The sequence below is a fragment of the Noviherbaspirillum humi genome (assembly GCF_900188095.1).
GTDB classification, from domain to species: Bacteria; Pseudomonadota; Gammaproteobacteria; order Burkholderiales; family Burkholderiaceae_D; genus Noviherbaspirillum; species Noviherbaspirillum humi.
This window is the reverse complement of record NZ_FZOT01000012.1, coordinates 20,291-43,504: the sequence shown is the minus strand read 5'-3', so window position 1 is coordinate 43,504 and position 23,214 is coordinate 20,291. Positions and strand designations below refer to the sequence as shown.

The 23,214-nt window shown below is 66.7% G+C and carries 22 protein-coding genes; 11 read left to right on the top strand and 11 right to left on the bottom strand.

What is annotated here, in order from left to right:
* Positions 1-9 precede the first annotated feature (9 nt).
* From prfA to CHB88_RS16195, 3 genes are all read right to left on the bottom strand, one after another.
* Positions 10-1,092 carry a peptide chain release factor 1 gene (gene prfA, locus CHB88_RS16205; RefSeq protein WP_089400386.1) on the bottom strand — a complete coding sequence of 361 codons (1,083 nt, stop codon included), beginning with the start codon at positions 1,090-1,092 and terminating at the stop codon, positions 10-12.
* Between the two features lie 84 nt (positions 1,093-1,176).
* Positions 1,177-2,469, bottom strand: a complete 1,293-nt coding sequence (hemA, locus tag CHB88_RS16200) for a glutamyl-tRNA reductase (protein WP_089400385.1) — start codon at positions 2,467-2,469, stop codon at positions 1,177-1,179.
* A gap of 173 nt (positions 2,470-2,642) precedes the next feature.
* Positions 2,643-3,326, bottom strand: a complete 684-nt coding sequence (locus tag CHB88_RS16195; RefSeq protein ID WP_089400384.1) for a response regulator transcription factor — start codon at positions 3,324-3,326, stop codon at positions 2,643-2,645.
* An 85-nt stretch (positions 3,327-3,411) separates the two neighbouring features.
* Here CHB88_RS16195 and CHB88_RS16190 point away from each other — a divergent pair, with 85 nt between their 5' ends.
* On the top strand, positions 3,412-3,957 hold the full coding sequence (locus CHB88_RS16190; protein ID WP_245845017.1) for a hypothetical protein: 546 nt from the start codon (positions 3,412-3,414) through the stop codon (positions 3,955-3,957).
* Positions 3,958-4,060: 103 nt separating this feature from the next.
* Here CHB88_RS16190 and CHB88_RS16185 read toward each other — a convergent pair whose 3' ends face one another.
* From CHB88_RS16185 to CHB88_RS16175, 3 genes are read right to left on the bottom strand one after another with little or no spacing between them, the layout of a single operon-like run.
* Positions 4,061-4,885: an alpha/beta fold hydrolase gene (locus CHB88_RS16185; protein WP_089400503.1), complete on the bottom strand. Its 825-nt coding sequence runs from the start codon at positions 4,883-4,885 to the stop codon at positions 4,061-4,063.
* A gap of 59 nt (positions 4,886-4,944) precedes the next feature.
* A complete protein-coding gene (locus CHB88_RS16180; protein WP_089400383.1) occupies positions 4,945-6,474 on the bottom strand; it encodes an aldehyde dehydrogenase in 1,530 nt (509 codons plus the stop codon).
* A gap of 51 nt (positions 6,475-6,525) precedes the next feature.
* Entirely contained in the window at positions 6,526-7,215 is a 690-nt protein-coding gene (locus tag CHB88_RS16175) for a GntR family transcriptional regulator (protein ID WP_089400382.1), read from the bottom strand.
* Positions 7,216-7,454: 239 nt separating this feature from the next.
* Between CHB88_RS16175 and CHB88_RS16170 the strand changes: the two genes are divergently transcribed.
* The 6 genes from CHB88_RS16170 to CHB88_RS16145 all read left to right on the top strand — a co-directional run bounded on the left by CHB88_RS16170 (position 7,455) and on the right by CHB88_RS16145 (position 12,917).
* A complete protein-coding gene (locus tag CHB88_RS16170) occupies positions 7,455-8,699 on the top strand; it encodes an ABC transporter substrate-binding protein (RefSeq protein WP_089400381.1) in 1,245 nt (414 codons plus the stop codon).
* An 89-nt stretch (positions 8,700-8,788) separates the two neighbouring features.
* Positions 8,789-9,649, top strand: coding sequence for a branched-chain amino acid ABC transporter permease (locus tag CHB88_RS16165; RefSeq protein ID WP_089400380.1), 861 nt, complete (start codon positions 8,789-8,791; stop codon positions 9,647-9,649).
* Positions 9,646-10,632 carry a branched-chain amino acid ABC transporter permease gene (locus tag CHB88_RS16160; protein WP_089400379.1) on the top strand — a complete coding sequence of 329 codons (987 nt, stop codon included), beginning with the start codon at positions 9,646-9,648 and terminating at the stop codon, positions 10,630-10,632. The genes CHB88_RS16165 and CHB88_RS16160 overlap by 4 nt, the downstream gene beginning before the upstream one ends.
* On the top strand, positions 10,629-11,366 hold the full coding sequence (locus tag CHB88_RS16155) for an ABC transporter ATP-binding protein (protein ID WP_089400378.1): 738 nt from the start codon (positions 10,629-10,631) through the stop codon (positions 11,364-11,366). Before CHB88_RS16160 ends, CHB88_RS16155 begins: the two co-directional genes overlap by 4 nt.
* The gene (locus CHB88_RS16150; RefSeq protein WP_245845014.1) at positions 11,356-12,072 is read left to right on the top strand and encodes an ABC transporter ATP-binding protein; all 717 of its coding nucleotides are present in this window, start codon (positions 11,356-11,358) and stop codon (positions 12,070-12,072) included. The genes CHB88_RS16155 and CHB88_RS16150 overlap by 11 nt, the downstream gene beginning before the upstream one ends.
* 29 nt (positions 12,073-12,101) lie before the next feature.
* On the top strand, positions 12,102-12,917 hold the full coding sequence (locus CHB88_RS16145) for an alpha/beta fold hydrolase (RefSeq protein WP_089400377.1): 816 nt from the start codon (positions 12,102-12,104) through the stop codon (positions 12,915-12,917).
* Positions 12,918-13,219: 302 nt separating this feature from the next.
* Here CHB88_RS16145 and CHB88_RS16140 read toward each other — a convergent pair whose 3' ends face one another.
* On the bottom strand, positions 13,220-15,460 hold the full coding sequence (locus CHB88_RS16140; RefSeq protein ID WP_089400376.1) for a putative bifunctional diguanylate cyclase/phosphodiesterase: 2,241 nt from the start codon (positions 15,458-15,460) through the stop codon (positions 13,220-13,222).
* A 126-nt stretch (positions 15,461-15,586) separates the two neighbouring features.
* Positions 15,587-16,336: a DUF2076 domain-containing protein gene (locus CHB88_RS16135; protein ID WP_089400375.1), complete on the bottom strand. Its 750-nt coding sequence runs from the start codon at positions 16,334-16,336 to the stop codon at positions 15,587-15,589.
* A gap of 112 nt (positions 16,337-16,448) precedes the next feature.
* On the opposite strand from CHB88_RS16135, the gene CHB88_RS16130 reads away from it, so the two are divergent.
* The 3 genes from CHB88_RS16130 to CHB88_RS16120 all read left to right on the top strand — a co-directional run bounded on the left by CHB88_RS16130 (position 16,449) and on the right by CHB88_RS16120 (position 17,906).
* On the top strand, positions 16,449-16,676 hold the full coding sequence (locus tag CHB88_RS16130) for a hypothetical protein (RefSeq protein ID WP_143131319.1): 228 nt from the start codon (positions 16,449-16,451) through the stop codon (positions 16,674-16,676).
* A gap of 439 nt (positions 16,677-17,115) precedes the next feature.
* A complete protein-coding gene (locus CHB88_RS24615; RefSeq protein WP_143131318.1) occupies positions 17,116-17,454 on the top strand; it encodes a hypothetical protein in 339 nt (112 codons plus the stop codon).
* Positions 17,451-17,906: a c-type cytochrome gene (locus CHB88_RS16120; RefSeq protein WP_342745536.1), complete on the top strand. Its 456-nt coding sequence runs from the start codon at positions 17,451-17,453 to the stop codon at positions 17,904-17,906. Before CHB88_RS24615 ends, CHB88_RS16120 begins: the two co-directional genes overlap by 4 nt.
* Positions 17,907-17,999: 93 nt before the next feature.
* Here the strand turns inward: CHB88_RS16120 and CHB88_RS16115 are convergent, their stop codons facing one another.
* Together CHB88_RS16115 and CHB88_RS16110 are read right to left on the bottom strand one after the other, a co-directional pair.
* Positions 18,000-18,665 (bottom strand): cytochrome b/b6 domain-containing protein, encoded by a 666-nt coding sequence (locus tag CHB88_RS16115; RefSeq protein WP_089400372.1) that lies wholly within the window; start codon positions 18,663-18,665, stop codon positions 18,000-18,002.
* Positions 18,666-19,144: 479 nt separating this feature from the next.
* Entirely contained in the window at positions 19,145-20,599 is a 1,455-nt protein-coding gene (locus tag CHB88_RS16110; RefSeq protein ID WP_143131317.1) for a HupA family protein, read from the bottom strand.
* A gap of 197 nt (positions 20,600-20,796) precedes the next feature.
* Here CHB88_RS16110 and CHB88_RS16100 point away from each other — a divergent pair, with 197 nt between their 5' ends.
* Positions 20,797-22,209: a hypothetical protein gene (locus CHB88_RS16100; protein WP_089400369.1), complete on the top strand. Its 1,413-nt coding sequence runs from the start codon at positions 20,797-20,799 to the stop codon at positions 22,207-22,209.
* A gap of 384 nt (positions 22,210-22,593) precedes the next feature.
* On the opposite strand, the gene ureG is transcribed toward CHB88_RS16100, so the two are convergent.
* The gene (gene ureG, locus CHB88_RS16095; protein WP_089400368.1) at positions 22,594-23,214 is read right to left on the bottom strand and encodes an urease accessory protein UreG; all 621 of its coding nucleotides are present in this window, start codon (positions 23,212-23,214) and stop codon (positions 22,594-22,596) included.

Here is a 23,214-nt window from a genome sequence, read left to right as displayed (position 1 = left end):
TGAAGGGAATCAAGCCTCTTCGCCGATGGCGGCGAGCTGCTCGGCCTGGTGCTCGGTGATCAGGGCGCTGGTGAGCTCCTCGAGGTCGCCGTCCATGATGAAGTCGAGCTTGTACAGCGTCAGGTTGATGCGGTGGTCGGTCATGCGGCCCTGCGGGAAATTGTAGGTGCGGATGCGCTCGCTGCGGTCGCCGGAGCCGACCAGCGACTTGCGGGTGGCCGCTTCCTTGGCCTGCTGCTCGCGCAGCTGCACGTCCTTGATGCGCGCCGCCAGCACCTTCATCGCCTGCGCCTTGTTCTTGTGCTGGCTGCGGTCGTCCTGGCATTCGACCACGATGCCGGTGGGCAGGTGGGTGATGCGCACCGCCGAATCGGTCTTGTTGATGTGCTGGCCGCCGGCGCCGGAGGCGCGGAAGGTGTCGATGCGGATTTCGGACGGGTTGATGTTGACGTCCTCCACCTCGTCCGCTTCCGGCATGACCGCCACGGTGCAGGCCGAGGTATGGATGCGGCCCTGGGTCTCGGTGGCCGGCACCCGCTGCACGCGGTGGCCGCCGGACTCGAACTTCAGGCGCGAATAGGCGCCGTGGCCGACCACGCGCACGATCACTTCCTTGTAGCCGCCCAGTTCCGACTGCGATTCCGACACCATCTCCACCTGCCAGCGGTTGCGCTCGGCGTAGCGGGTATACATGCGCAGCAGGTCGCCGGCGAACAGCGCCGCCTCGTCGCCGCCGGTGCCGGCGCGGATTTCGAGGTAGATGTTGCGCTCGTCGTTGGGATCCTTCGGCAGCAGCATCTTCTGCAGGTCCAGTTCCAGCTGCTCGATGCGTCCCTTCGCCGCGGCGATCTCTTCCTGCGCCATCTCCTTCATTTCCGGATCGGCCAGCATGTCCTGGGCGGCGGCGATGTCGTCCTGGGCGCCGCGGTAGGACCGGTACAGCGCCACCAGCGGCTCCAGCTCCGCATGCTCGCGGGTGAGCTTGCGGTAGTTGTCCATGTCGCTGGTGACGCCTTCCTGCATCATCAGGTTGTTCACTTCTTCCAGCCTTTCGGTGAGCTGGTCGAGCCGGGCGAGCATTGATGGTTTCATGAGGTCGGATGTTGTTGCAGGGAAGGGCCGGCGTCAAGCGCCGCGGGACGGCCGGCGCGGCGGCCGGCATGGGGAAGAGCGGCGCTAGCGCTTGGTGCGGAACAGCTGGGGCAGCAGGGAGGCGAGGCGGGCGCGCTCGTCGCCCTGGGCATGGTGCAGCGCCTGTTGCGGACCATGCAGGAACTTGGCGGTCAGGCCCTTCGAGAGCGCTTCCAGCACGGCGTCGACATCCTCGCCGCGCGCCAGCAGCTTGCGCGCCCGCTCCAGTTCGGCCAGGCGCATCGCCTCGCTGGTTTCCTGCAGATCCTGAATCACCGGCACCACCGAGCGAGTGTCGATCCACTGCATGAAGGCGCGCACCCGGTTCTCGATGATGGCCTCGGCCTGGGCCACCGCCGCCTGGCGATTCTCCATGCCGGTCTGCACCACGGTGCCGAGATCGTCCACGGTATAGAGGAAGACGTCGTCGAGGCGGCCGACCTCGGCTTCGATGTCGCGCGGCACGGCGAGATCGACCATGAAGATCGGCTTGCGGCGGCGCGCCTTCACCGCCCTCTCCACCATGCCGAGGCCGATGATGGGCAGGGTGGATGCGGTGCAGGACACCACGATGTCGTACTGCGCCAGCTGCTGCGGCAGATCGGCCAGGCGGATGGCGCGGCCGCTGAAGCGATGCGCCAGCGCCTCGCCGCGCTCCAGGGTGCGGTTGGCGATGGTGAGGGTCTTGGGATGCTGGCCGGCGAAGTGGGCGGCGCACAGCTCGATCATCTCGCCGGCGCCGATGAACAGCACGTTCTGTTCCGACACCTTGTCGAAGATGCGCTGCGACAGCCGCACCGCCGCCGCCGCCATGGATACGCTCTGGGCGCCGATGGCGGTGGTGGTGCGCACTTCCTTGGCCACCGCGAAGGTGCGCTGGAACATCTGGTGCAGGTAGGTGCCGAGGCCGCCGGCGGCTTCCGCCTGGCGCACCGCATCCTTCATCTGGCCGAGGATCTGCGGCTCGCCCAGCACCATGGAATCCAGGCCGGAGGCGACGCGGAAGGCGTGGCGCACCGCATTGTCCTGCGGCAGGGTGTAGAGGAAGGGACGCAGCTCGGCGTAGGGCAGGCGGTGATAGTCCGCCAGGAAGTGGGCGGTGGCGTCGATCGCTTCCACCACGCCTCCCGGCACATGGCTGGCGGCGTACAGCTCGGTGCGGTTGCAGGTGGAGAGGATGGCCGCCTCGCCGCTCGCGTTCAGGCCGCTTGCCTGGCGACCGAACCAGGCGCGCGCAGCCGCCACCGCCTGCCCGATCTGGTCGGCCGGGAAGGCCACCTTTTCGCGCAGGGAAACCGGTGCGGTGTTGTGGTTCAGGCCGACGGCGAGAAGCTGCATGACGGTCTACAAAGATTCAGGAAATAACCCTCGATTATACCGTGTTGCCCTGCCGCACGCGGCGCCAGGGCATGCGGCAAGCCGACCCGGCGGCTTTGCTTGCCAAGGTAGCACATGCCTTGCCATCCCGGTGCCATTCAAGGTACGGAAGCAACAGCCAGATGGGGATGGGCTCAGGCGGTTTCCACCCCGGCGGCCTGCTCCAGCTGATATCCATAGCTGTAGACCGGCAACAGCCGGAATCCGTTCTCAGGGCGCAATCCGAGCTTGCTGCGCACCCGCGACACATGGGTGTCCACGGTGCGGGTCGGCAAGTCGGCATCGCGCGACCAGACCACCTCGGTCAGCGTGGCGCGCGAAACCGGCCGGCCGAGATGGGAAAACAGCAACAGCGCCACCTCGAACTCCTTGCGCGTCAGAACGAAGGTTTCGCCGCCGCGGCTGATTTCGCCCGCCTCCCTGTCGAAGCGGAAGCCGGCGATGTCCACCGGTTCCGCCGCCGGCCGCTCTGGATGAGCGCGGCGCAGCAGCACCCGGATGCGGGCGCGCAGCTCCGGCCGGCGCAGCGGCCGGATCAGATAATCCCGCGCGGGCGCATCCGCCGCGCCCATCGCCGCGGCCAGCGCCCGGTCCTGATCAAGGCTGGCCAGCAACAGCACCGGCTGCGAGCCGGCGGCGCGCAGCAGTTCCGGCCAGCGCGCCGGGTCGGGCGCGGCAAGGATGGCGAGGTCGAAGCGATCGCCCTGCATTGTGCTGCCCGCCGGCAGCAGTTCGCCGGCATGGCCTTCGGCCCGCAGGATGGCTTGCAGCTGGCCGGCTTCCTCGCCTTCCGCGCCGAGAACGGCAACCCGGATCATGATGCCGGTCCAGGGTTGAACGGGTTGGTGCAGTAATCGGCCTGGCGCCGCTGTCTGAGGAGCATGGGAAGGAACATGGTGAAAGATGAAAACGACCGACCTCAAACGTAACCGAAACGGCGATGCCTGGGAACCGCTGCCGGCGCTGGCTTCGCCGGTTCAGGATCTTGGCGCCATCCGCCGCAAGTGCCGCAAGCTGGTGCTGCGCCGCGCCGCGCTGTCCGCCGGCCTGGCGGCGGTGCCGCTGCCGGGCATCGATGTCGCCGGCGACATTGCGCTGCTGATGAACCTGATCGAGGAGATCAATGCCGAGTTCGGCCTGACGCCGCAGCAGATAGAGCAGCTGCAGCCGGAAGAGCGCATCGTTGCCTACCAGACCATGGTGGCCATGGGCGGCAGCCTGGTGGGCAAGCTGGTGACGCGGGAGCTGGTGATGGAACTGCTGCAGCGTTCCGGCTTCAAGCTGCTGATGCGAAACAGCGCCCGCATCGCACCGCTCGCCGGCCAGGTGGCGTCGGCGGCGATCGGCTTCGCCGCCTTCCGCGCCATCGGCAACCAGCATGTGGAGGCCTGCGCCGAGGTGGCGGAGGAACTGCGGCTGGCGCTGCGCCGGGACAAGCCGCGCCACTGATTGGCGGCGCAGGAAAGCGAACGGGCCGCATGCCGCGGCCCGTGGTCCTGCCTTGCCCATGGATGTCCTGGCCGCTCTGCGGCAGCCTTCTTCCCGTCGCTTTCTATCGGCCGGCTGCCTGCTCCGCGCCGACGAATTCCGCGATCGCTTCCATGAACCGATCCGGCTCCTGCAACTGCGGCACATGGGCGCAGCCGGGCAGGATCACCAGGCGGGCATTCGGCAGCAGGCCGGCCAGCTCGGTGGCCATCGCCGGCGGCGTGGCTTCGTCCTGCTCGCCGACCAGCACCAGCGCCGGAACGGTCACCGAGGGCGCCTTGTCGCGCAGGTCGAGGGCGGCGAGCGCAGCGCAGGCGTTGTGGAAGGTCTGCGGGTCGACCGCGAGGAAGCGCTCCCGCCGCTGCGCCACCAGGTCCGGATTGCCGGCCTGGAAGGCGGGCGCGAACAACCGCCGCATCGCCACGTCGGCGATCTTTGCCAACCCGCCTTCCTTGGCCGCTGCCGACATGCCGCGAAAGGCGGCGCGGCCCGGCTCGGAGAAGGCGGCGCCGCAGTCGGCCAGCACCAGGCGCTCGGCCAGATCGGGATGGCGGATGGCGGTCAGCAGGGCGACGAAGCCGCCGTAACCGTTGCCGAGCAGGATGGGCTTCCGGTCGAAGGTCTGCTGGCTGATGGCTTCCGCCACCCGGTCGGCGACTTCCTCCAACCCGCCGTCGACCCGGTCGGAGTCGGCAAAGCCGGGCAGGTTCAGCACCAGGACCTGGTGCGTCTTCGCCAGCATGTTCGCCAGCGGGTCGAAGCTGCTGGCGTCGGCCAGCAGCGAATGGAACAGTACGATCGGCCTGCCGCTGCCGCCGAGGCGGGCGCTGACCCTGCCGCCGCCGGCGTCGATGCTGATTTCCTCGAAGCTTGTCTCCTGCTCTCTCATGATGGTGTCCATGTCGGCCTTTTTTGGGTAGGAAAGATCGGGTGGTTGGGGCGCAGGCATCAGTTCAGCCGGCGCTGGCTGGACGTGTCCTTGTACCAGTCGAACGGCGTGTCATCCATGCGCACCATGACGCTCTTGGTTTCGAAATGCTGGTCGAAGGATTCGGTGCCGCATTCGCGGCCGATGCCGGAATCCTTGATGCCGCCCCACGGCGAGGCCGGATCGAGCCGGTGATGGTCGTTGATCCAGACGATGCCGCACTTGAGCCGGGCGGCGACGCGGTGGGCGCGGGTGACGTCCTTGGTGCGCACCGCGCCGGCCAGGCCGAAGGGCGAGTCGTTGGCCATGGCCAGCGCTTGCGCCTCGGTGGAGAACTTGCTGACGGAGACGAAGGGGCCGAACACTTCTTCCTGGAAGATGCGCATGTCCGGCGTGACGTCGGCGAACACCGTCGGCTCGACGAAGAAGCCGTTCTTCAGCGACGGATCGGCCGGCGCCTTGCCGCCGGCCACCAGGCGCGCCTTGTCTTCCTCCAGGCCGATGCGGACGTAGTTCAACACCCGCTGCTGCTGCCGCGCCGACACCACCGGGCCGAGCTGCACGCTCGGGTCGGCCGGGTTGCCGATGCGGATGGCCTTGGCCTTGGCCGCCAGCTTTTCCACGAACTCGTCGTAGATGCTGTCCTGCACGATCTGGCGGCTGCCGCAGATGCAGGTCTGGCCGGCGCCGACGAAGGCGCCGAAGGCGGCATAGTTCACCGCCTGATCGACGTCGAAGTCGTCGAACACCAGCACCGGTGTCTTGCCGCCCAGCTCCAGCGTCTGGTGGGCGAAGTTGGTGCCGGCCAGCGCGCCGGTGATGCGGCCGGCCTCGGTGCCGCCGGTCAGCACCCATTTCGCCAGCAGCGGATGCTCCGCCAGCGCCTTGCCGGTGGTCGGGCCGAGGCCGGTGACGACGTTGAACACGCCCGGCGGCAGGCCGGCCTCGACGAACAGCTTGGCCAGGCGCAGCGTGGTCAGCGGCGTGTACTCCGACGGCTTGACTACCGTGGTGCAGCCCGAAGCGAGCGTCGGCGCCAGGCTCTTCACCATGATCATCAGCGGATGGTTGAAGGGCGTGGAATTGCCCACCACGCCGATCGGCGTGCGGATAGTGTAGTTGAGGTAATTGCCGTCCACCGGGATCACCGAGTCGCGGCGGGCGATGGCCAGGCCGGCGTTGTAGCGGAAGAAGTCCGGCAGGCGCGAGATCTGGGCCCGGGTCTCGTTCAGCGAGCGGCCGTTGTTGGCCGTCTCCAGGTGGTACATCTCCTCCAGGTGCGCCTCGAACACGTCGGCCAGCTTGTTGATCAGCTTGGCGCGGGTGCGGTTCGACATCGCGCTCCATTCGTCGCTCTCGAAGGCGGCGTGGGCGCTCTTCACCGCGCGGTCGACGTCGGCCTCGCTGGCATGGCTGATCTGCGCCAGCAGCTCGCCGGTGGCGGGGTTCAGGACGTCGAGCAGGTCGGCGCGGGACGCCGGCACCTGGCGCCCGTCGATGAACAGGCCGTGCACCGGCACGCGCTGCTGGTTGCTGAGTACGCTGGACATGTCTCTTCCTCTCTTCTAATGATGATGGTCTGAATCGGATGTGAAAGCGGATTATTCGCGCACCGCCATGCGCGCCAGCGCGGCGCCGACGCGCTTGCCGGCGGAGGCGATGTGGCGCTCCGCCAGGCGCTCGGCGCGCTTGGTCTGGCGCGCCTGCAGGGCATCGATGATCTCCGCATGCTCGTCCACCAGCGATTGCTTGTTGCCCTGCTTGACGCTGGAAACGCTCATCAGCACCACCCGCTCCATCTGGTCGATCAGGTCGGTCAGGTGGTCGCGCATGCGGACGTTGCTGGCCAGCTCCGCGAGGTGGCGGTGAAAGCCGCGGTTGTAGGCGATGAAGCCGCCTTCGCCCCAGGCGTCGGCGTCGAAGCGTCGGTACTTCTCCAGTGAGGCGAGCTGTTCGTCGCTGGCATGGCGCACGATGCGCTCCATGCAGGCGCGCTCCAGCGCTTCGCGCAGGTGGAACATGTCCTGCACGTCGGCGAGCGAGATCGATGCCACGCGGTAGCCCTGGCGCGGCAGGGTGATGACCAGGCCCTCGCGCTCCAGCCGCATCAGCGCATCGCGCACCGGCGACTTGCTGACCGCAAAGCGCGCCGCCAGCTCCGCCTCGCGGATTTCCGATCCGGGCGCCAGCCGGCAGTTGAGGATGTCGGCCCGCAGCTGCTCGTAGACCGTTTCGCGCAGCAGGCGCGGGGCGGAAGCGGCGGGCTTTTGGGAATTCTCTGTCAAAAACATGTTCGTAAGGGCCTTAAGATTACAAGGCGTGATATATCACGAGGCGATCTTATGATATATCACGACAGGCTGCAAACTGAATAAATCGGCTTTTGGCTCCTTACAGGAAGCCGGATTGATGTAGATCAAGCCTCCAAAATTTCCGTAAAAAGCCAAGCAAATTTTTCTGTAGTTTTCCAAAACGTGATATATCATCTTCCAAAATAAAAAGCCACGCTGTACCACCACGGAGACAAACCATGCTGAGAAAAATGCTGTCCATCGCCACGTCAGCGGCGATCGTTGCTGCTTCCGCCGTCAGTCTTTCCGCAGTTGCCGCTGAGCCGATCCGGCTCGGCTTCCTGACCGTCAAATCGGGCGCGCTGGCCGCCGGCGGCAAGCAGATGGAGGACGCGCTGCGCCTGTTCCTCAAGGAGCGCAACAACACCGTCGCCGGCCGTCCCGTGGAGCTGTTCGTCGCCGACACCGGCGGCCAGCCGGCCATCACCAAGACCAAGGCGCAGGAACTGGTGGAGAAGAACAAGGTGCAGGTCATCATCGGGCCCCTCGCCGCCTTCGAGGCGCTGGCGGTGGACGACTACATCCGGCGCTCCCAGATCCCCACCATCTCGCCCTCCGCCGCGGCGGAAGACCTGACCCAGCGCAAGCCCAATCCCTGGTTCGTGCGCGCCGTCGGCACCTCGGCCCAGCCTACCCATCCGCTCGGCGAGTACGCCGCCAAGGAGCTGAAGTACAAGCGCGTGGCGATCATCGCCGACGACTTCGCCTTCGGCCATGAACTGTCGGCCGGCTTCCAGCGCACCTTCGAGGAAAACGGCGGCAAGGTGGTGCAGAAGCTGTGGTCGCCGCTCAACGTCGCCGACTACGGCAACTACATCAGCCAGATCAAGCCCGACGTCGACGCCGTCTTCGCCGGATTCGCCGGCGGCAACGGCGTGAAGTTCCTGAAGCAGTACAACGAGTACGGCATGAAGGGCAAGATTCCGGTGATTGCCGCCATGACCACGGTGGACGAGGGCATCCTCAAGCTGATGGGCGACGAGGCGGTGGGCGTGATCTCTTCCGGCTGGTACACCGCCACCCTCAACAATCCGAACAACCAGCGCTTCGTGCAAGCCATGAACCGCGAGGTGAAGGAAGACCCCGGCTACTACTCCATGGGCGCCTATGGCGCGGCGCTGATGATGGAAGAAGCGCTGAAGTCCATCGGCGGCAAGATCGAGGACAAGAATGCCTTCATGGCGGCGCTGCGCAACGTGCAGGTGCCGAACGACCCGCGCGGCAGCTTCAAGCTGGATGCGCTGGGCAACCCGATCATGGACATCCAGATCCGCAAGGTGGAGCGCAAGGACGGCAAGCTGGTCAACACCATCGTCAAGACCTATCCGCAGGTGAGCCAGTTCTGGACCTACGACCGCCGCGACTTCCTGTCCAACCCGGTCTACTCGCGCGACTATCCGGCAGCCAAGAACATCGGCATGTGATACCGGCGCCGTTCATCGGCGCCATGATGTGACCTGACGTCACCTGACGCGCGGCTGGGGCAGCACGACCGGCCGCGCCGGAGCGATTCATGAATCTGTGGTTCATCCAAGGCTTGAACAGCCTGGCGCTGGGCGGGGTGCTGTTCACCCTGGCGGCCGGCTTCTCCCTCATCTTCGGCCTGATGCGCATCGCCAACCTGTCGCACGGCGCCTATTTCATGCTCGGCGCCTACCTCGGCCTGTCGCTGGCGCAGCGCGGCGCCAATTTCGTCGTGACCCTGCTGGTGGCCGGCCTCGCCGTCGGCGCGCTCGGCCTGATCGTCGAAAAGCTGGTGCTGCGCCGCCTCGCCGGCAACGCCCTCGGCCAAGTGCTGGCCACCCTCGGCATCGCCTTCATCATCGCCGACTTCTGCCTCTGGATGTGGGGCGGCGACCCGCGCCCCGTTTCGCCGCCGGCGATGCTATCGGGCGCGGTGCGGCTGTTCGGCATCGGCTTCCCGCTGTACCGGCTGGCGGTGCTGCTGTTCGCCGTCGGCATCGCCATCGCGCTCTGGCTTCTGCTGGAGAAAACGCGGCTCGGCATGATGATCCGCGCCTCGGTGGACGACATGCAGATGGCGCGCGGCGTCGGCATTCCCGCCTCCTGGCTGTTCGGCATCGTGTTCTTCCTCGGCACCGCGCTGGCCGGCATCGGCGGCGTGATCGCCGCGCCCATCCTGTCCGTCTACCCGGGCATGGAAGCCGAGACCCTGCCGCTGGCGCTGGTGGTGGTGATCCTCGGCGGCCTCGGCAGCCTCGCCGGCGCCTTCGTCGGCAGCTTCGTGGTCGGCTTCATCTATACCTTCGGCCAGGTGCTGTTGCCGGACCTGGCCTACATCATCCTGTTCCTGCCCATGGTCATCATCCTCGCCGCCCGGCCGCGCGGCCTGTTCGGGAGGATCGCCGCATGAAGCGCCTGCTCTGGATCGCCCTCGCTGCGCTGCTGGCCAGCCTGCCGCTGTGGCAGATCGGCGATTACTACGTCAACCTCGCCAGCCAGATCCTGATAGCGGCGCTGTTCGCGCTCAGCCTCAACCTGCTGGTTGGCTACGCCGGCCTGACCTCGCTCGGGCATGCGGGCTACCTCGGCCTGTCGGCTTATGTCAGCGGCTGGCTGATGCTCAACCTGCAGTGGGGCCACCTGCCGGCGGCGCTGGCGGCGCTGGCGGCGACCACGCTGATGGCGGCGCTGTTCGGCCTGATCGCGCTGCGCGCCTCCGGCCTGAGCTTCCTGATGATCACCCTGGCGCTCGGCCAGATCCTGTGGGGCGTGGCCTACCGCTGGGCCAGCGTCACCGGCGGCGACAACGGCTTGTCCGGCCTGACCCGGCCCAGCCCCTTCGGCCTCGACCTCGGCGACGCCAGCCTGTTCTACTGGTTCACCCTGGCGGTGTTCGCGCTGATCTGGGGCGTGGCCGCGGTCTGGGTGCGTTCGCCCTTCGGCGCCACCATCCGCGGCACCAAGGACCAGCCGCGCCGCATGAGCGCCCTCGGCTACAACGTCTGGCTGATCCGCTGGATCACCTTCATCGTCAGCGGCTTTCTCGGCGCCGTCGCCGGCCTGATGTACGTCTACTACCAGCAGTTCATCAGCCCGCACAGCCTGTCGCTGGCCAACTCGGCGGAGATGCTGCTGATGGTCATCGCCGGCGGCGCCGGCACGCTCGCCGGCCCGGTGGTCGGCGCGGCGCTGGTGGTGCTCCTCAAGAACGTGGCCAGCGCCTATGTCGACCGCTGGATCATGCTGCTCGGCTTCGTGTTCCTGTTCATCGTGCTGTTCGTGCCCAGCGGCATCGTGCCCGGCCTCGCCAAGGCATGGGCGCGCCTGCGACGCGCCGGGCCGGCGGAAGGCGCTTCAACCATCGAGCCCAAGCTGGCGAAGGAGGCATCATGAGCGCGGTGCTCGAAGTGCGCGACCTGACCAAGTCCTTCGGCGGCCTGCACGTCACCCGGTCCGTCAACCTGACGGTGGAAGAGGGCGAGCGGCACCTGCTGATCGGGCCCAACGGCGCCGGCAAGACCACGCTGTTCAACCTGATCGCCGGCGACCTGCTGTCCGACAGCGGCAGCATCCGCGTCATGGGCCACGAGGTGAGCGGCCTGCCGACGGCGGCCCGCACCCGTCACGGCCTGGCGCGCACCTACCAGATCATCACCCTGTTCGGCCGCGACACCCTGCGCCACAACGTCATGCTGGCGCTGATGGGCAAGTCGCCGCAGCGCTGGCGCTGCTGGGGCGGCTTCGGCCGCGACGGCCTGGCGCAGCAGGCGCTGGAGATACTGGACTCGGTGGGCCTGCGGCACAAGGCCGACCAGCACCTGGAGCAGACTTCCTATGGCGAGAAGCGGCGCCTGGAGATCGCCATGGCGCTGGCGCAGAAGCCGCGCTTGCTGCTGCTGGACGAGCCGCTGGCCGGCCTCTCGGCGGAGGAGCGCGAGACGGTGCATGCGCTGCTCGCTTCCATCGGCCGCGACATTACCATCGTCATGATCGAGCACGACATGGAAGTGGCGCTGGCCTTCGCCGACCGCATCACGCTGCTGCACTACGGCGAGGTCATCACCGGCGGCACCCGCCAGCAGGTGGTGGACGATCCGCGCACCCGGGAGATCTATCTTGGCCACTGAATTGCTCGCGCTCGACAAGGTCAACGCCTTCTACGGCGACAGCCACGTGCTGCACGACGTCTCGTTCTCCCTGCGCAGCGGCCGGCTGCTGGCGCTGCTGGGCCGCAACGGCGCCGGCAAGTCCACCTGCATCAACGCCATCGTCGGCTTCCTGCCGCCGCGCGCCGGCAGCGTGACGCTGGCCGGCAAGGCGCTGCAGAAATGCACGCCGGAGCAGATCTGCCGCAGCGGCGTCGGCCTGGTGCCGCAGGGCCGCCGCATCTTCCCCAGCCTGACGGTGCGGGAGAACCTGGAAGTGGCCGCCGGCCGCAATCCGCCTCCAGGCCGCAGGCGCTGGACCCGCGAGGACATCAACCAGATCTTCCCCCGATTGAAGGAGCGCCAGCACCAGCTCGCCGGCAGCCTGTCCGGCGGCGAGCAGCAGATGCTGGCCATCGGCCGCGGCCTGATGACCAATCCGCAGGTGCTGCTGATGGACGAGCCGTCGGAAGGCCTGGCGCCGCAGATCGTGCGCGAGGTCGGCAATGTGCTGGAGGCGCTGAAGCGGGAAATATCCATCGTCCTGGTGGAGCAGAACCTCGGCCTGGCGATGAAGGTGGCCGATGACGTCGCCCTGCTCAACACCGGCCGGGTGGTGTTCTCCGGCACGCGCGACGAATTCCAGGAGCGGCAGGCGGAACTGCAGGGCCATCTCGGCGTCGCCTGACGCGCTGCTAATAACGACGAGGGAGACACATGGCTTACGAACTGAAGCAGGCCGAGATCGGCCGCTACCGCCTGCATTATCTGGACGAAGGCAGCGGCACGCCGGTGGTGCTGATCCACGGCCTGGCCGGCGACCACAGCGCCTGGCTGGCGCAGGTAGAGGTGCTGAAGCAGCATTACCGGGTGATCGCCTTCGACAACCGCGGCGCCGGCCGCAGCACCCAGGTCGACGAGCCCATCAGCACCGCCGACATGGCGCAGGACACGCTGGGGCTGATGGACTATCTGCGCATCGAGCGCGCGCACGTGGTGGGCCGTTCCATGGGCGGCGCGGTGGCCCAGCACATGGCGCTGATGGCGCCGCAGCGGGTGCTGTCGCTGACCCTGTGCGCCTCGTTCGCCCGCCTCGATCCGCTCGGGCGCCGGGTGCTGCTCAACATGCGCGAGGCGCTGGAGTGGCGCGGCAGCTGGGCCGACCATGCGCGCCATTCGGTGCAGAATTTCGTCTCCGCCGATTTCTTCAACAACCAGCCGGAAAAGGTCGCCGCGGTCGAGCGCCTGCTCGGCGGCGAGACGCGCCTGCCGGCCTGCTACAGCCGGCAGAACGAGGCGTGCCAGAACCATGACACGCTGCCGGCGCTGGGGCGCATCACGCAGCCGACGCTGGTGATGGCCGGGGCGAACGATCCGATCTGCTCGCTCACGGCGACGCGCTGGCTGTCGGAGGGATTGCCGAACTGCCGGACGGAGATTTTCGAGAATGCCAGCCACTTCTTCTTGATGGAGCAGCCGGAAAGGTTCATGCGGGTGTTGGCGGGGTGGTTGGGGGAAGCTGGGGTTGTATGATGCATGCGAAGCTGGGTGTGCTTGCAAAGTAAAGGACATTCCCTCCCCCTCAGGGCGAGGGCGAGGGTGAGGGTGGGTTTCCTGCGTGACTAAAGATTGTTCTTTAATTGCGGTAGAAACCCATCCCCACCCTTACCCTTCCCTTCAAGGGGAGGGGACTTTCCCTTACCCTCCCCCTGAAGGGGAGGGGACTTTCTTTATGCTTGAACCTCACCGCACGGTTGCGCTTGCAAGCGCAACCGGCTTCGCAGGCGCGACGCATGCGTCGCGAAACCCCTGCTTCGCCCCCAGCGATGCTCACATCAGTGATACGCCCGCTGCCCCTGCTCCAGATAATTCCAGCACCACGCCTCGAACTCCGGCGCCGGCAGCGGCTCGCTGAAGAAATAGCCCTGGGCCTGGTCGCAGCCGTGGCTGCGCAGATACTCCCGCGTTTCCTCCGACTCGATGCCTTCGCCCACCACTTTCAGATTCAGGCTGCGGCCAAGGGCGATGATGGCGTCGGCGATGGCCTTGCTGGGTTCGCTGCTGTCGAAGCGGCTGACCACCGACTGGCCGATCTTGAGCTGGTCCAGCGGCAGGCTGGACAGGCAGCCGAGGCTGGAATAGCCGGTGCCGAAGTCATCCAGCGCGATGCGCACGCCCATGGCGCGCAGCTTGGTCAGGGTGTCGATGGTCTGCGGCAGGTTGTCCAGCACGGCGCTCTCGGTCAGTTCGATCTGCAGGCAGTGCGGGTCCATCCCTGATTCCTGCAGCGCGTGCTGCAGCTGTTCGGTGAATACATGCTGGCGAAACTGGCCGGGCGAGACGTTGATGGAAATGCCCATCGACGGCAGGCCTACATCCAGCCATTGCTGATGCTGGCGGCAGGCTTCGCCGGCGACCCAGGCGCCGAGCTGGTTGATCAGGCCGGCGGCTTCGGCCACCGGGATCACGTCGGCCGGGCTGCGCAGGGAACCGTCCTCGTCGGGCATGCGCATCAGCGCCTCGGCGCCGATCAGCTTGCCGTTCTCCATGTCGATGATGGGCTGGTAGTGCAGCGCCAGGCGCTTGGACTGCAGCGCTTCCTTGATCTGGATCTCCAGCTGCAGCCGGCGGCTATCGCCATCCATGCCGGGCGAGTACAGGCGGAAAGTGTTGCGGCCGTTTTTCTTCGCTTCGTACATCGCCTGGTCGGCGCAGCGGATCAGGGTGTCCAGGTTGTCCGAATGGGCCGGGAACAGGCTGATGCCGATCGACGGCGACACCGACAGCTGCAGCGTGCCGATCTCAATGGGCTGGCCGATGGCGTCGATGATGTGCTGCGCCACCACCGACGGCCCGCTCATGCCGTCGATGCGCGGCAGCACCACCACGAACTCGTCGCCGCCGAGGCGGCTGACGATGTCTTCCTTGCGGGTGCAGCCCTGCAGCCGCCGTGCCACCGCCTGCAGCACCTTGTCGCCGGTCTCGTGGCCATAGGTATCGTTGATCGGCTTGAAGCGGTCGAGGTCGATGAACAGCACCGCGCCGCCGCCGGCCCCGGCGCGCTCGCGCATGGCGATGAGATGCTCGCAGTATTCGAACAGCAGGGCGCGGTTCGGCAAGCCGGTCAGGGTGTCGTGCTGCGAGGCTTCATGCACCCGCTGCTCGGCCAGCTTGCGCTCGGTGATGTCCATGGTGGTGCCGACCAGGCGCATCGGCTTGCCCTGCGGGTCATGGAACACCTGGCCCTTGGCGGCGATCCAGCGCAGGCGGCCATCGGCGATGCCCACCACGCGGTACTCGGCTTCGTAGCGGCCGCTGGCGCCCGGCGCGAACAGGGCCTGCATCACCAGGCGCATGCGCTCCCGATCTTCCGGATGCAGGGCGACGAAGAAGGTGTCGCCGGAAGCCGGCATGTCGGGCGGCACGCCGAAATGCTCGCGGGTGCGCTCGCTCCAGGTCAGGCGTTCGGTGGCGACGTCATAGTCGAACAGGCCGAGCTGGGCCGCCTCGGTCGCGATCTGCAGCCGCTCCACCGCCTCGGCGCGCTGGCGGTTGGCGCGCACCTTGCCGGTGGTTTCGATGCAGGCGCAGAAGATGCCGGCCACCCGGCCGGCATCGTCCCACACCGGGCTGTAGGAGAAGGTGAAATAGGTATCCTCCGGGAAACCGTTGCGCTGCATGCGCAGCAGCATGTCCTCGTACCAGCTGGATTCACCGGCCAGCGCGCGCCGCACCAGCGGCTCGATGTCGCTCCAGATGTCGCTCCACAATTCGGCGAAGGGCTTGCCGAGGGCCGATGCAGGATCGGCCGCCTTGGCGCCGAGAATCGGCCGGTAGGCGTCGTTGAACAGGAAATTCAGCTGCGGCCCCCAGGCGATGAACATCGGGTGGCCGGAATTGAGGACGATGCTGACGGCGGTGCGCAGCGACTGCGGCCAAGCCTCCAGCGGACCAAGCGGGGTGGCGCTCCAGTCGGTGGCGCGCACCAGGGCGCCCATCTCGCCGCCGGCTGCCAGATCGAAGCTCGGCGGCGAAGGGATCTGGGCAGGAATCGTGAGGGAAAGCGGACTTTGCATAAAAAGGCGACGGCGCCCCTGAGAAGGTAATCCTTCTACAGACCATGAAACCGTTGTCGAGTTTCAAGACGGCGCGCCGCCGCGGCGGCTTTTGTGATCGCCAGCAGGCGGCGTCGTTGCCGGCGATCAAATCGTGTTCGGATCGTCGCTGCCGAAGTCGCTGCCGCTGTCGTTAAAGCTCGCCGAATCGTCGTAGCCGGCATTGTCCAACCCGGCGTTGTCCAGCCCTGCGTTGTCCAGCCCGGCCGCCGGCGCCTCTTCGCTGCCGTAATAGTTGTTGACGGTCGTGTTTTCCACCGGGGCATTGCCGGCATTGGCCATGTCGCCGAAGCCGCGGCCATGGTGGCCTCCCATCAGGTGCTCGATGCCCTGGAACAGGAAGGCGCCCCCGGCCACGCCGGCAGCCGTGGCGGCGGCGGTGCCGAGCAGGCTGCCGGCGCCGCCGCCGAAGAATCCGGAGCGGGGTGGCGCATAGCCCTGCTGGGCCATGGGCGCCTGCGCATAGGGCTGGGCCGGCGCCTGCGCCGGCATGCCGCGGCCGCCGGGTTGCGCCGGCGGCGCATTGTAGGCGGGCGTGCTGGCGCTATTGCCCCAGGCGGATGCCGAATCGAGAAAGCCGCCGCGGCCGGCACCCTGGCCGCCGCGCGCTGCTTCCAGCTGGCTCACCTGGCTCTCGAGGCGGGCGATCTCCGCCTTCGCATTGTTCAGCGCCTGGTCCATCAGCAGCGCCCGCTGCACCAGCAGATAGGCGGCGTCGGGCTGGCGCGCCACGGCGTTGCGGATCAGCGTATCCGCCTCGGGGTCCTTGCTGATGCCCCTTGCCTGCACCAGCTGCTCCAGAAAGCCGTTCAGCAATTGATGTTCCTGTGGTGACATGCTCGTGCTCCATCGCGAAAGGTTGTCTGATTTGACTTTGGCATGCGCCGGTCGTTCGGCGAACCGATCCGCCCGCCGCGTCTCCAACTGGCTTCACGACATGGAGGATGCGATGACGATGAACGCGACTCAGGCAGTAATCTGGAAGCAGATCACCGATGCCTATGCCCAATGGGACCACGGCCGGAACGAGCGCATGCCGGTTCACATGCTACAGGAGAAGCTGGCGACGGTTCCGCCGGAGCTGATCGGCGAAACGCTGGCGCAGGCGGCCAGCGAGGATCAGGCCGAAGTCGGCAGCGTCGGCGAAGACCCGTCCTTCAGGCCGACGATGCATTGAGCCGCGGCTCACGAAGCCGCACGAAGCGATGGTGCGCCGGGCAAAAAAAAGCCGATGATCGCAATCATCGGCCCAAGCTTCCTAAGGGGGGAGGAGACATGACGTCAGACCTTAAGAGGCGGAGACGTCTTCACCCATGCAAGTGATGTGCCATGTTGCCTGCGGTCCCGCAGATTGCTTTGCTGCAGCGGATTGGCGCTTGTGCGTCACGCCGGCGGCGAGGGTGACTGGACCCATCAGGTGTTTGCCGCCCAGCTGCCAGCCGCGCAGGGCGGTTTTGGTGGCGCTCCTGGCTTGCTGCTAGACGGCATCGACTTTCAGGTTTTGGACGCCGGTGTAGCCGATGCCAGTGGCGGCATGGCTGCAGCCGCCGGTGTTGCCGGCGGTCTCCTCTAGCCCGTACCGGCCCTGCGGCCTCACGTCGCCGAGGCGGTCCGGAATGGCCAGCCGCTCTTACAACCCCTATGAAAAATTTACGCATTGGCCGACCGTCAGGGCGGCGCACGCGATTTTTTACAAGATGAACTTTCCCGCGCCGCAGGCGGGCAGGGCGCGGCATGGGGTGCTGAAACGCGTGACAGCGGGAAAGCCGGCGCCCATTTTCAAAACAGTCGGCGGGCTTGGGACTTTTCGTTGGCAGATTGATGTGCCTGCAGGAAACCGGGAGGGCAAGTTGCGCTATGATGCGCTTGCAGTCCGACCAGAGCATCGTGTCGCCCAAGCGCTGCAGCCGATTTGGAAAACAACATCAAACGACAACCAAGGAGTCGCTCCATGAAACGCATGTTTGCAGGCCTGGCTTTCGCCGCGCTGGCCGCCGTTCCCTTCTTTGCCCAGGCGCAGGCCCAGTTCGCCAAGCCGGAAGATGCCGTCAAGTTCCGCAAGGCCGCCTTCACCCTGATCGGCGCCTATACCGGCCGCATCGGCGCGGTGGTGAAGGAGGAGAAGCCCTACGACAAGGCCAGCGTGGAAGCGGACGCTGCCCTGCTGGAAACACTGTCCAAGCTGCCGTGGCAGGCATTCGTGCCGAATACCACCACCGATTCCAAGGCCAAGCCGGAAATCTGGACCGAGCGCGACAAGTTCAACGGCGCCGCCGAGAAGATGCAGGCCGAAGTGGCCAAGCTGAACACCGCCGCCAAGTCGGGCGACCTGAAGGCGATCAAGGCGGCCTTCGGCGGCGTCGGCCAGTCCTGCAAGAGCTGCCACGACAACTACCGCAACAAGTAAGCGGCCCTGATGGTCGTAAGCGGTCATTGGCCGCAAAAGCAAAAGGCGCCGGTTCCCGGCGCCTTTTTGTTTGGGTGACGCTCCGTGCCGCGGCTAGCGCAGCGTCACCAGGTAAGTCACCCCCGCCGCGCACAGCGCCAGCACGACCAGCGCCAGCAGGCGGGTTTTCCAGGAGTCGTCGGCCGGCACGGCATCGAAGTCCACCTCTTGGTCGCCGGTGATCATGGCGCGCACCAGGTTCTGGCGCTTGCGAACGCGGTAGAACACGATGGCGGCCACATGCAGCGCCACCAGGCCATACACCAGCCAGGCATTGAGGTCCTTGTGGAACCAGGTGATCTGGTCCGACAGTTCCTTGGTGATGAACTTCACCATCGGTCCGTCGTAGGCGATGTCATCGTTGGAGAACAGGCCGCTGGCCGCCTGGGCCAGCACCACCGCGAGCAGCGCGAACACCGACAGGCTGCCGAGCGGGTTGTGGCCGAGGTACTTTTCCTTGAGCGCCTGCTTGCCGCCGGCGACATAGCCGACGATGGTGGAAGGGCCATAGATGAAGCTGGCGAAGCGCGCATAGCGCGGACCGATGAAGCCCCACGCGAGCCGGAAGGCGATCAGCGCCAACACCGCGTAGCCGGCGCGGAAGTGCCAGGTCATGGCATTGCCGCCTATCGATTGGGTGATGACCGCAGTGGCCACCAGCAGGGCAAGGCTCCAGTGGAACAGCCGCGTGGGCAGATCCCAGACACGTATCTTGCGCATCGCTTTCCGTCTTTCTGCATCGAAAATGAGAGGCGCTAGTGTAGCCCAAAATAAATGCAGCAAGGCGGGCGCAGCAGGGAATTCGCGACGCATGCGTCGCGCCTGCGAAGCCGGTCAGGCTTGCAAGCCTGACCGTGAGGTGAGGTCGGGCAGTAAAGGAAGCCCCCTCCCTTTGAAGGGGAGGGTTAGGGGCGCAGCAGGGAATTCGCGAAGCACCGCTTCGCGCCTGCGCAGCCGAATGCGCTTGCAAGCGCATTCGTGGGTGAGGGTGGGTTTCTGGTGCGCTTAAAGAACGTCCTTTGAATGCAGAAGAACCCCATCCCCCTCCTAACCTCCCCCTTGAAAGGGGAGGGAGCTGGGTAGTCAGGCCTTAACCCTCACCCACGGGTGCGCTTGCAAGCGCACCCGGCTTCGCAGGCGCACCGCATGCGGTGCGAAACCCCTGCTACGCCCCTCGCTACGCTCCTCGCTGCGCCTCCCTACTGCCGTCGCCCGATGAACCCTCCCAGCGCAACCGCTTTCGACCCGCTATTCGACAGGGTGAACGTTCCCCCCACCTCCGCCGGCGCCCCGTTGCTCACCGGGCCGAACCAGCGCCCGCTCATGCCGCCCGAGAGGCTGAGGTTGGAAGCGCTGCCGGTGAAGTAGCCGGCCAGGTTGCCGCTGCCGATGTCGAGCACCGCCGACAAGCCTACCGGCACCGAAGCGCCTCCCGTTTCCAGCACCGGGTTCTGCAACGTCACGGTGGCTTTGCGGGTGGCGAAGTTCACCTGCACCGTCGCCGTGCCGCTGAAGGGCGACGCATCGTCAACGCCATTGGGCGCATACCAGCCATAGACCATGCCGGTATAGCTGGCGCTGCCGCTGGCCGGCACCTGAGCGGCGTCGGTCACGTCGCCGAAGGCCACCAGGCCGCGCCTGAGCTTGTTATGTTCCTGCATCGAGCCAAGCGTCCATTCGGCGATCTGCACCGTGTCCTGGGTAGTCCAGGCGGCGAGGTTGCCGTAGCGGTAGCTGAAGTCCGACAGGCTGCGGTAACCCTTGGATCCGGGGAAGGGCACGCCGATGCCGCTGCCGCCCGGGAGGATGGTGGGATTGCCGTTGGCGTCGGGCCTGCCGTTGCCGGCATGGATGTCGCCGTCGTTGTGCAGGCGAACCCCATCGATGCGGTCCGGCGCTGTGCCGCCGCTGCGCCAGTTGCCGCTCTGCGTGCTCAGGCCGGCGGTGTCGGTGGTCGGGCAAGTCGCGGCGCCGGCGCCGCAGCGCGACGGCTCGCTGCGCGGGAAATACTGGTTGTTGGCGTAATTGGCCTGGGTGGCGGCCGGGCCCCTGTCGGCGAAATCGTAGAAGCCCAGGTCGGACGGCGGCGGCAGCGTGGTCGACGACTGCAGGGCGCCGTTGCCATCGAGCTGCACCCGGCCCTGGGTGGTCTTGAAGGTTTCGATGATGAGCGGACGCTCCACCTTGCCGTCCCAGGTGAGGCCCAGGTTACGCAGCAGGACGGCGGCGCGGTTGACCGCGTCTCCCTGGCGGCCGATGCGCATCTCGGCTACGCCGCCGCTGGCCGGCGCCAGGCCGGAAGCGGTGCTTACGTTCGCGCTCTCGTTGATCACGTCGCTGGTGGAGCGGCCATAGACCTGCACGCCGGAGCTGGTCAGCGCCACGCCATTGTCGGTGCGGACGATGCTGCCGCCGCTGCACTGGTAATCGGCGCCGTCCACGCAGGTCATGGACAGCACGGTGCTTGAAGGCGACGGGCTGGGTGAAGGCGATGGCGATGGCGAAGGAGAGGGGGAGGGCGATGGGGCTGCGTTGTCGCTGGCGGAGCGTGTGGCGGTCGTGGCGGAATCCCCGCCTCCGCCGCCACAGGCGGTCAGGCCGCTGGCGATGATGATGGCAAGGATGGTGAGTTGAGGACGCGGCGCTCTTTTCATGGATTCTCCCTAAGCGAATTTCGGCCAGTCTAGGCTTGACAAAAACTCAACTTTTGTGGGCTCTCAAGCGCAGCGCCGAAAGGTTTGCCCGGCGCCCGAGTTCCCGCCGATAATGCCGACTGCGTCAAGACTTCTGCAATATGGAAAGTCGATGCGTTTTAGTTAAGTCGCATAACAAGAAGCCCAGAGCCGTTTACTTGAATCCGCCTTCCCCCTCCGCCGGCCTCCAGCCCGATAAACTCGACAGCCGGCGCACCCGGCTTGGCATCGTCGCCGTGCTGGCCCTGATTATCCTCAGTCTCATTCGCGCCTTCGGCGGGCCTGGCTGGCTGGCGCTGCCGACGGCGCTGGCGGCGCTGCTGCTCATCGCCGCAGGCTTCCCGCGCATCAACGGCAAGCTGCGCGCGACCTCGCTGTTGTTATCCGCAGCCGGGTTGGCGGCGCTGCCGTTCGCGCGCGATCCGATCTCGGCGCTCCAGCGCGGGGTGTTCATCGCCGGGCTGCTGCTGTCGGTGACCTCCAGCGTGATGCTGATCGCGCGCAGCGCGGTGCAGAGCCACCGCATCGGCTTCATCGGCTCCTGCCTGCGCGAGCGCCAGGGCCGCGCCCGTTATCTCGCCTTCACGCTGGCAAGCCAGTTCTTCTCCGGCATCCTCGGCCTGGCCGGCGCCAACCTGATGTTCGTGATGGCCGCGCCGACCAACGAAGGACGCAGCGAGACCCGCACCGCCACGGTGGTGGCAGTCGGACGCGGCTTCGCCGCCGCCAGCTGCTGGAGCCCCATCTTCGGCAATATGGCCATCCTGCTGGCACTCTATCCCTCGCTGCACTGGATCGAGGTCTTCCCCACCGGCCTGGCTCTGGGGCAGATGATCCTGATCGTCGGCGTGCTGATGCAGCCGAATCGGCAGGCCGGCGAGATGACGGCCGGGGAGGCGCAGGCGCCGACGCCAACCGGCGTGATCCTCCGTTCGGCGCTGCCGCTGATGGTGTCGCTGCTCGGCTTCCTCGGCCTGCTGATCGCCACCAGCCGCCTGCTGAACATCATCATTTCCGCCGCGATCATCCTGCTGGCGCCCTGGGTGGCGCTGCTGGCCAATTCGTTCATGGCCAGCGCCGCGCCGGGCCAGTCGCGCCTGAGGCTGGGTGCGCTTCAGGTCTGGCAGGGCATGCAGCGCTTCCCGAACCTGGCCAGCGAAGCGCTGCTGTTCATCGCCGCCGGCTGCGCCGGGAGCATCATGGCCAGCGCCTTTCCAGCTTCATGGATCGCAGCCATCGGCGGCGTCCTCTCGGGCCACGCGCTGCTCGGCATCGCCTTCCTGCTGCTGGTGATCCTGGGCACGGCGGTGATCGGCATCCATCCGGTGCTGTCGGCGGTGTTCCTCGCCTCCAGCCTGACGCCGGAAGTGCTGGCGGTGCCGCCGCTGGTGCACATGGCGGCCATTCTCGCGGGGTGGGGATTGTCGGCCAGCGTGACGCCGTTTTCGGTGGTGTCGCTGACGGCCAGCCGTTATGCGGGGGAGAGCCTGTATGCGATCAGCATGGGAAGGAACTGGCGATTTGCGGTGGTGAATGTGGGGGTGGCTTGTCTGGTGTTGGCGTGGGCGTAGCAGGGGTTTCGCAACGCATGCGTTGCGCCTGCGAAGCCGGTCGGGCATGCAGGCCCGACCGTGGGTGAGGTTCAAAAGCTGACTACCCAGTCCCCTCCCTTTCAAGGGGAGGGTTAGGGTGGGGATGGGGTTCCAGCGTGATTAAAGGATGTTCTTTAGTCCCGGAAGAAACCCATCCCCCACCCCACCTCCCCCTTGAAAGGGGAGGAGTTTTCTTTGCTGCGCGACCTCGCCCCACGGTCAGGCTTGCAAGCCTGACCGGATTCGCGTGTTCAAGGAGGAGGATAGGTAGTCAGATTTTGAACCACCCTATGGTCAGACTTGCAAGCCTGACCGGCTCCGCAGGCGCGGAGCAGTGCTCCGCGAAACCCCTGCTCCGCTCCGCTACGCCTGATCCAGCAACCCCTCCCGCCGAATGAACGCCACTACCTCCTTCACCCCTTCGCCGCTGCGCAGATTGGTGAACAGGAACGGCCGCTCCCCCCGCATCTTCTTCGCATCCCGCGCCATCACTTCCAGGTTCGCGCCGACATGCGGGGCAAGGTCGGTCTTGTTGATGATCAGCAGATCCGAGCGGGTGATGCCCGGGCCGCCCTTGCGCGGGATCTTCTCGCCGCCGGCGACATCGATGACGTAGATCGTCAGGTCGGACAGCTCCGGGCTGAAAGTGGCGGCGAGATTGTCGCCGCCGGACTCCACCAGGATCAGGTCGAGGTCGGGGAAGTCGGCGCACATGCGGGCGATGGCTTCTAGGTTGATGGAGGCATCCTCGCGGATCGCGGTGTGCGGACAGCCGCCGGTCTCCACGCCCATCAGGCGCTCCGCCGGCAGCGCCTCGGCGCGCATCAGGATTTCCATGTCCTCGCGGGTGTAGATGTCGTTGGTGATGACCGCCATGTCGTAGTGGTCGCGCATGGCCTTGCACAGCATTTCGCACAGCGCCGTCTTGCCGGAGCCGACCGGGCCGCCGATGCCGACGCGCAGGGGATTGGAAGAAGTGGTCAT

Coding starts and splice junctions, on each gene's coding strand:
- prfA (WP_089400386.1), bottom strand. CDS start 1,092: ATGAAACCATCAATGCTCGCCCGGCTCGACCAGCTCACCGAAAGGCTG.
- hemA (WP_089400385.1), bottom strand. CDS start 2,469: ATGCAGCTTCTCGCCGTCGGCCTGAACCACAACACCGCACCGGTTTCC.
- CHB88_RS16195 (WP_089400384.1), bottom strand. CDS start 3,326: ATGATCCGGGTTGCCGTTCTCGGCGCGGAAGGCGAGGAAGCCGGCCAG.
- CHB88_RS16190 (WP_245845017.1), top strand. CDS start 3,412: ATGAAAACGACCGACCTCAAACGTAACCGAAACGGCGATGCCTGGGAA.
- CHB88_RS16185 (WP_089400503.1), bottom strand. CDS start 4,885: ATGAGAGAGCAGGAGACAAGCTTCGAGGAAATCAGCATCGACGCCGGC.
- CHB88_RS16180 (WP_089400383.1), bottom strand. CDS start 6,474: ATGTCCAGCGTACTCAGCAACCAGCAGCGCGTGCCGGTGCACGGCCTG.
- CHB88_RS16175 (WP_089400382.1), bottom strand. CDS start 7,215: ATGTTTTTGACAGAGAATTCCCAAAAGCCCGCCGCTTCCGCCCCGCGC.
- CHB88_RS16170 (WP_089400381.1), top strand. CDS start 7,455: ATGCTGAGAAAAATGCTGTCCATCGCCACGTCAGCGGCGATCGTTGCT.
- CHB88_RS16165 (WP_089400380.1), top strand. CDS start 8,789: ATGAATCTGTGGTTCATCCAAGGCTTGAACAGCCTGGCGCTGGGCGGG.
- CHB88_RS16160 (WP_089400379.1), top strand. CDS start 9,646: ATGAAGCGCCTGCTCTGGATCGCCCTCGCTGCGCTGCTGGCCAGCCTG.
- CHB88_RS16155 (WP_089400378.1), top strand. CDS start 10,629: ATGAGCGCGGTGCTCGAAGTGCGCGACCTGACCAAGTCCTTCGGCGGC.
- CHB88_RS16145 (WP_089400377.1), top strand. CDS start 12,102: ATGGCTTACGAACTGAAGCAGGCCGAGATCGGCCGCTACCGCCTGCAT.
- CHB88_RS16140 (WP_089400376.1), bottom strand. CDS start 15,460: ATGCAAAGTCCGCTTTCCCTCACGATTCCTGCCCAGATCCCTTCGCCG.
- CHB88_RS16135 (WP_089400375.1), bottom strand. CDS start 16,336: ATGTCACCACAGGAACATCAATTGCTGAACGGCTTTCTGGAGCAGCTG.
- CHB88_RS16130 (WP_143131319.1), top strand. CDS start 16,449: ATGACGATGAACGCGACTCAGGCAGTAATCTGGAAGCAGATCACCGAT.
- CHB88_RS24615 (WP_143131318.1), top strand. CDS start 17,116: ATGGCCAGCCGCTCTTACAACCCCTATGAAAAATTTACGCATTGGCCG.
- CHB88_RS16120 (WP_342745536.1), top strand. CDS start 17,451: ATGAAACGCATGTTTGCAGGCCTGGCTTTCGCCGCGCTGGCCGCCGTT.
- CHB88_RS16115 (WP_089400372.1), bottom strand. CDS start 18,665: ATGCGCAAGATACGTGTCTGGGATCTGCCCACGCGGCTGTTCCACTGG.
- CHB88_RS16110 (WP_143131317.1), bottom strand. CDS start 20,599: ATGAAAAGAGCGCCGCGTCCTCAACTCACCATCCTTGCCATCATCATC.
- ureG (WP_089400368.1), bottom strand. CDS start 23,214: ATGACCACTTCTTCCAATCCCCTGCGCGTCGGCATCGGCGGCCCGGTC.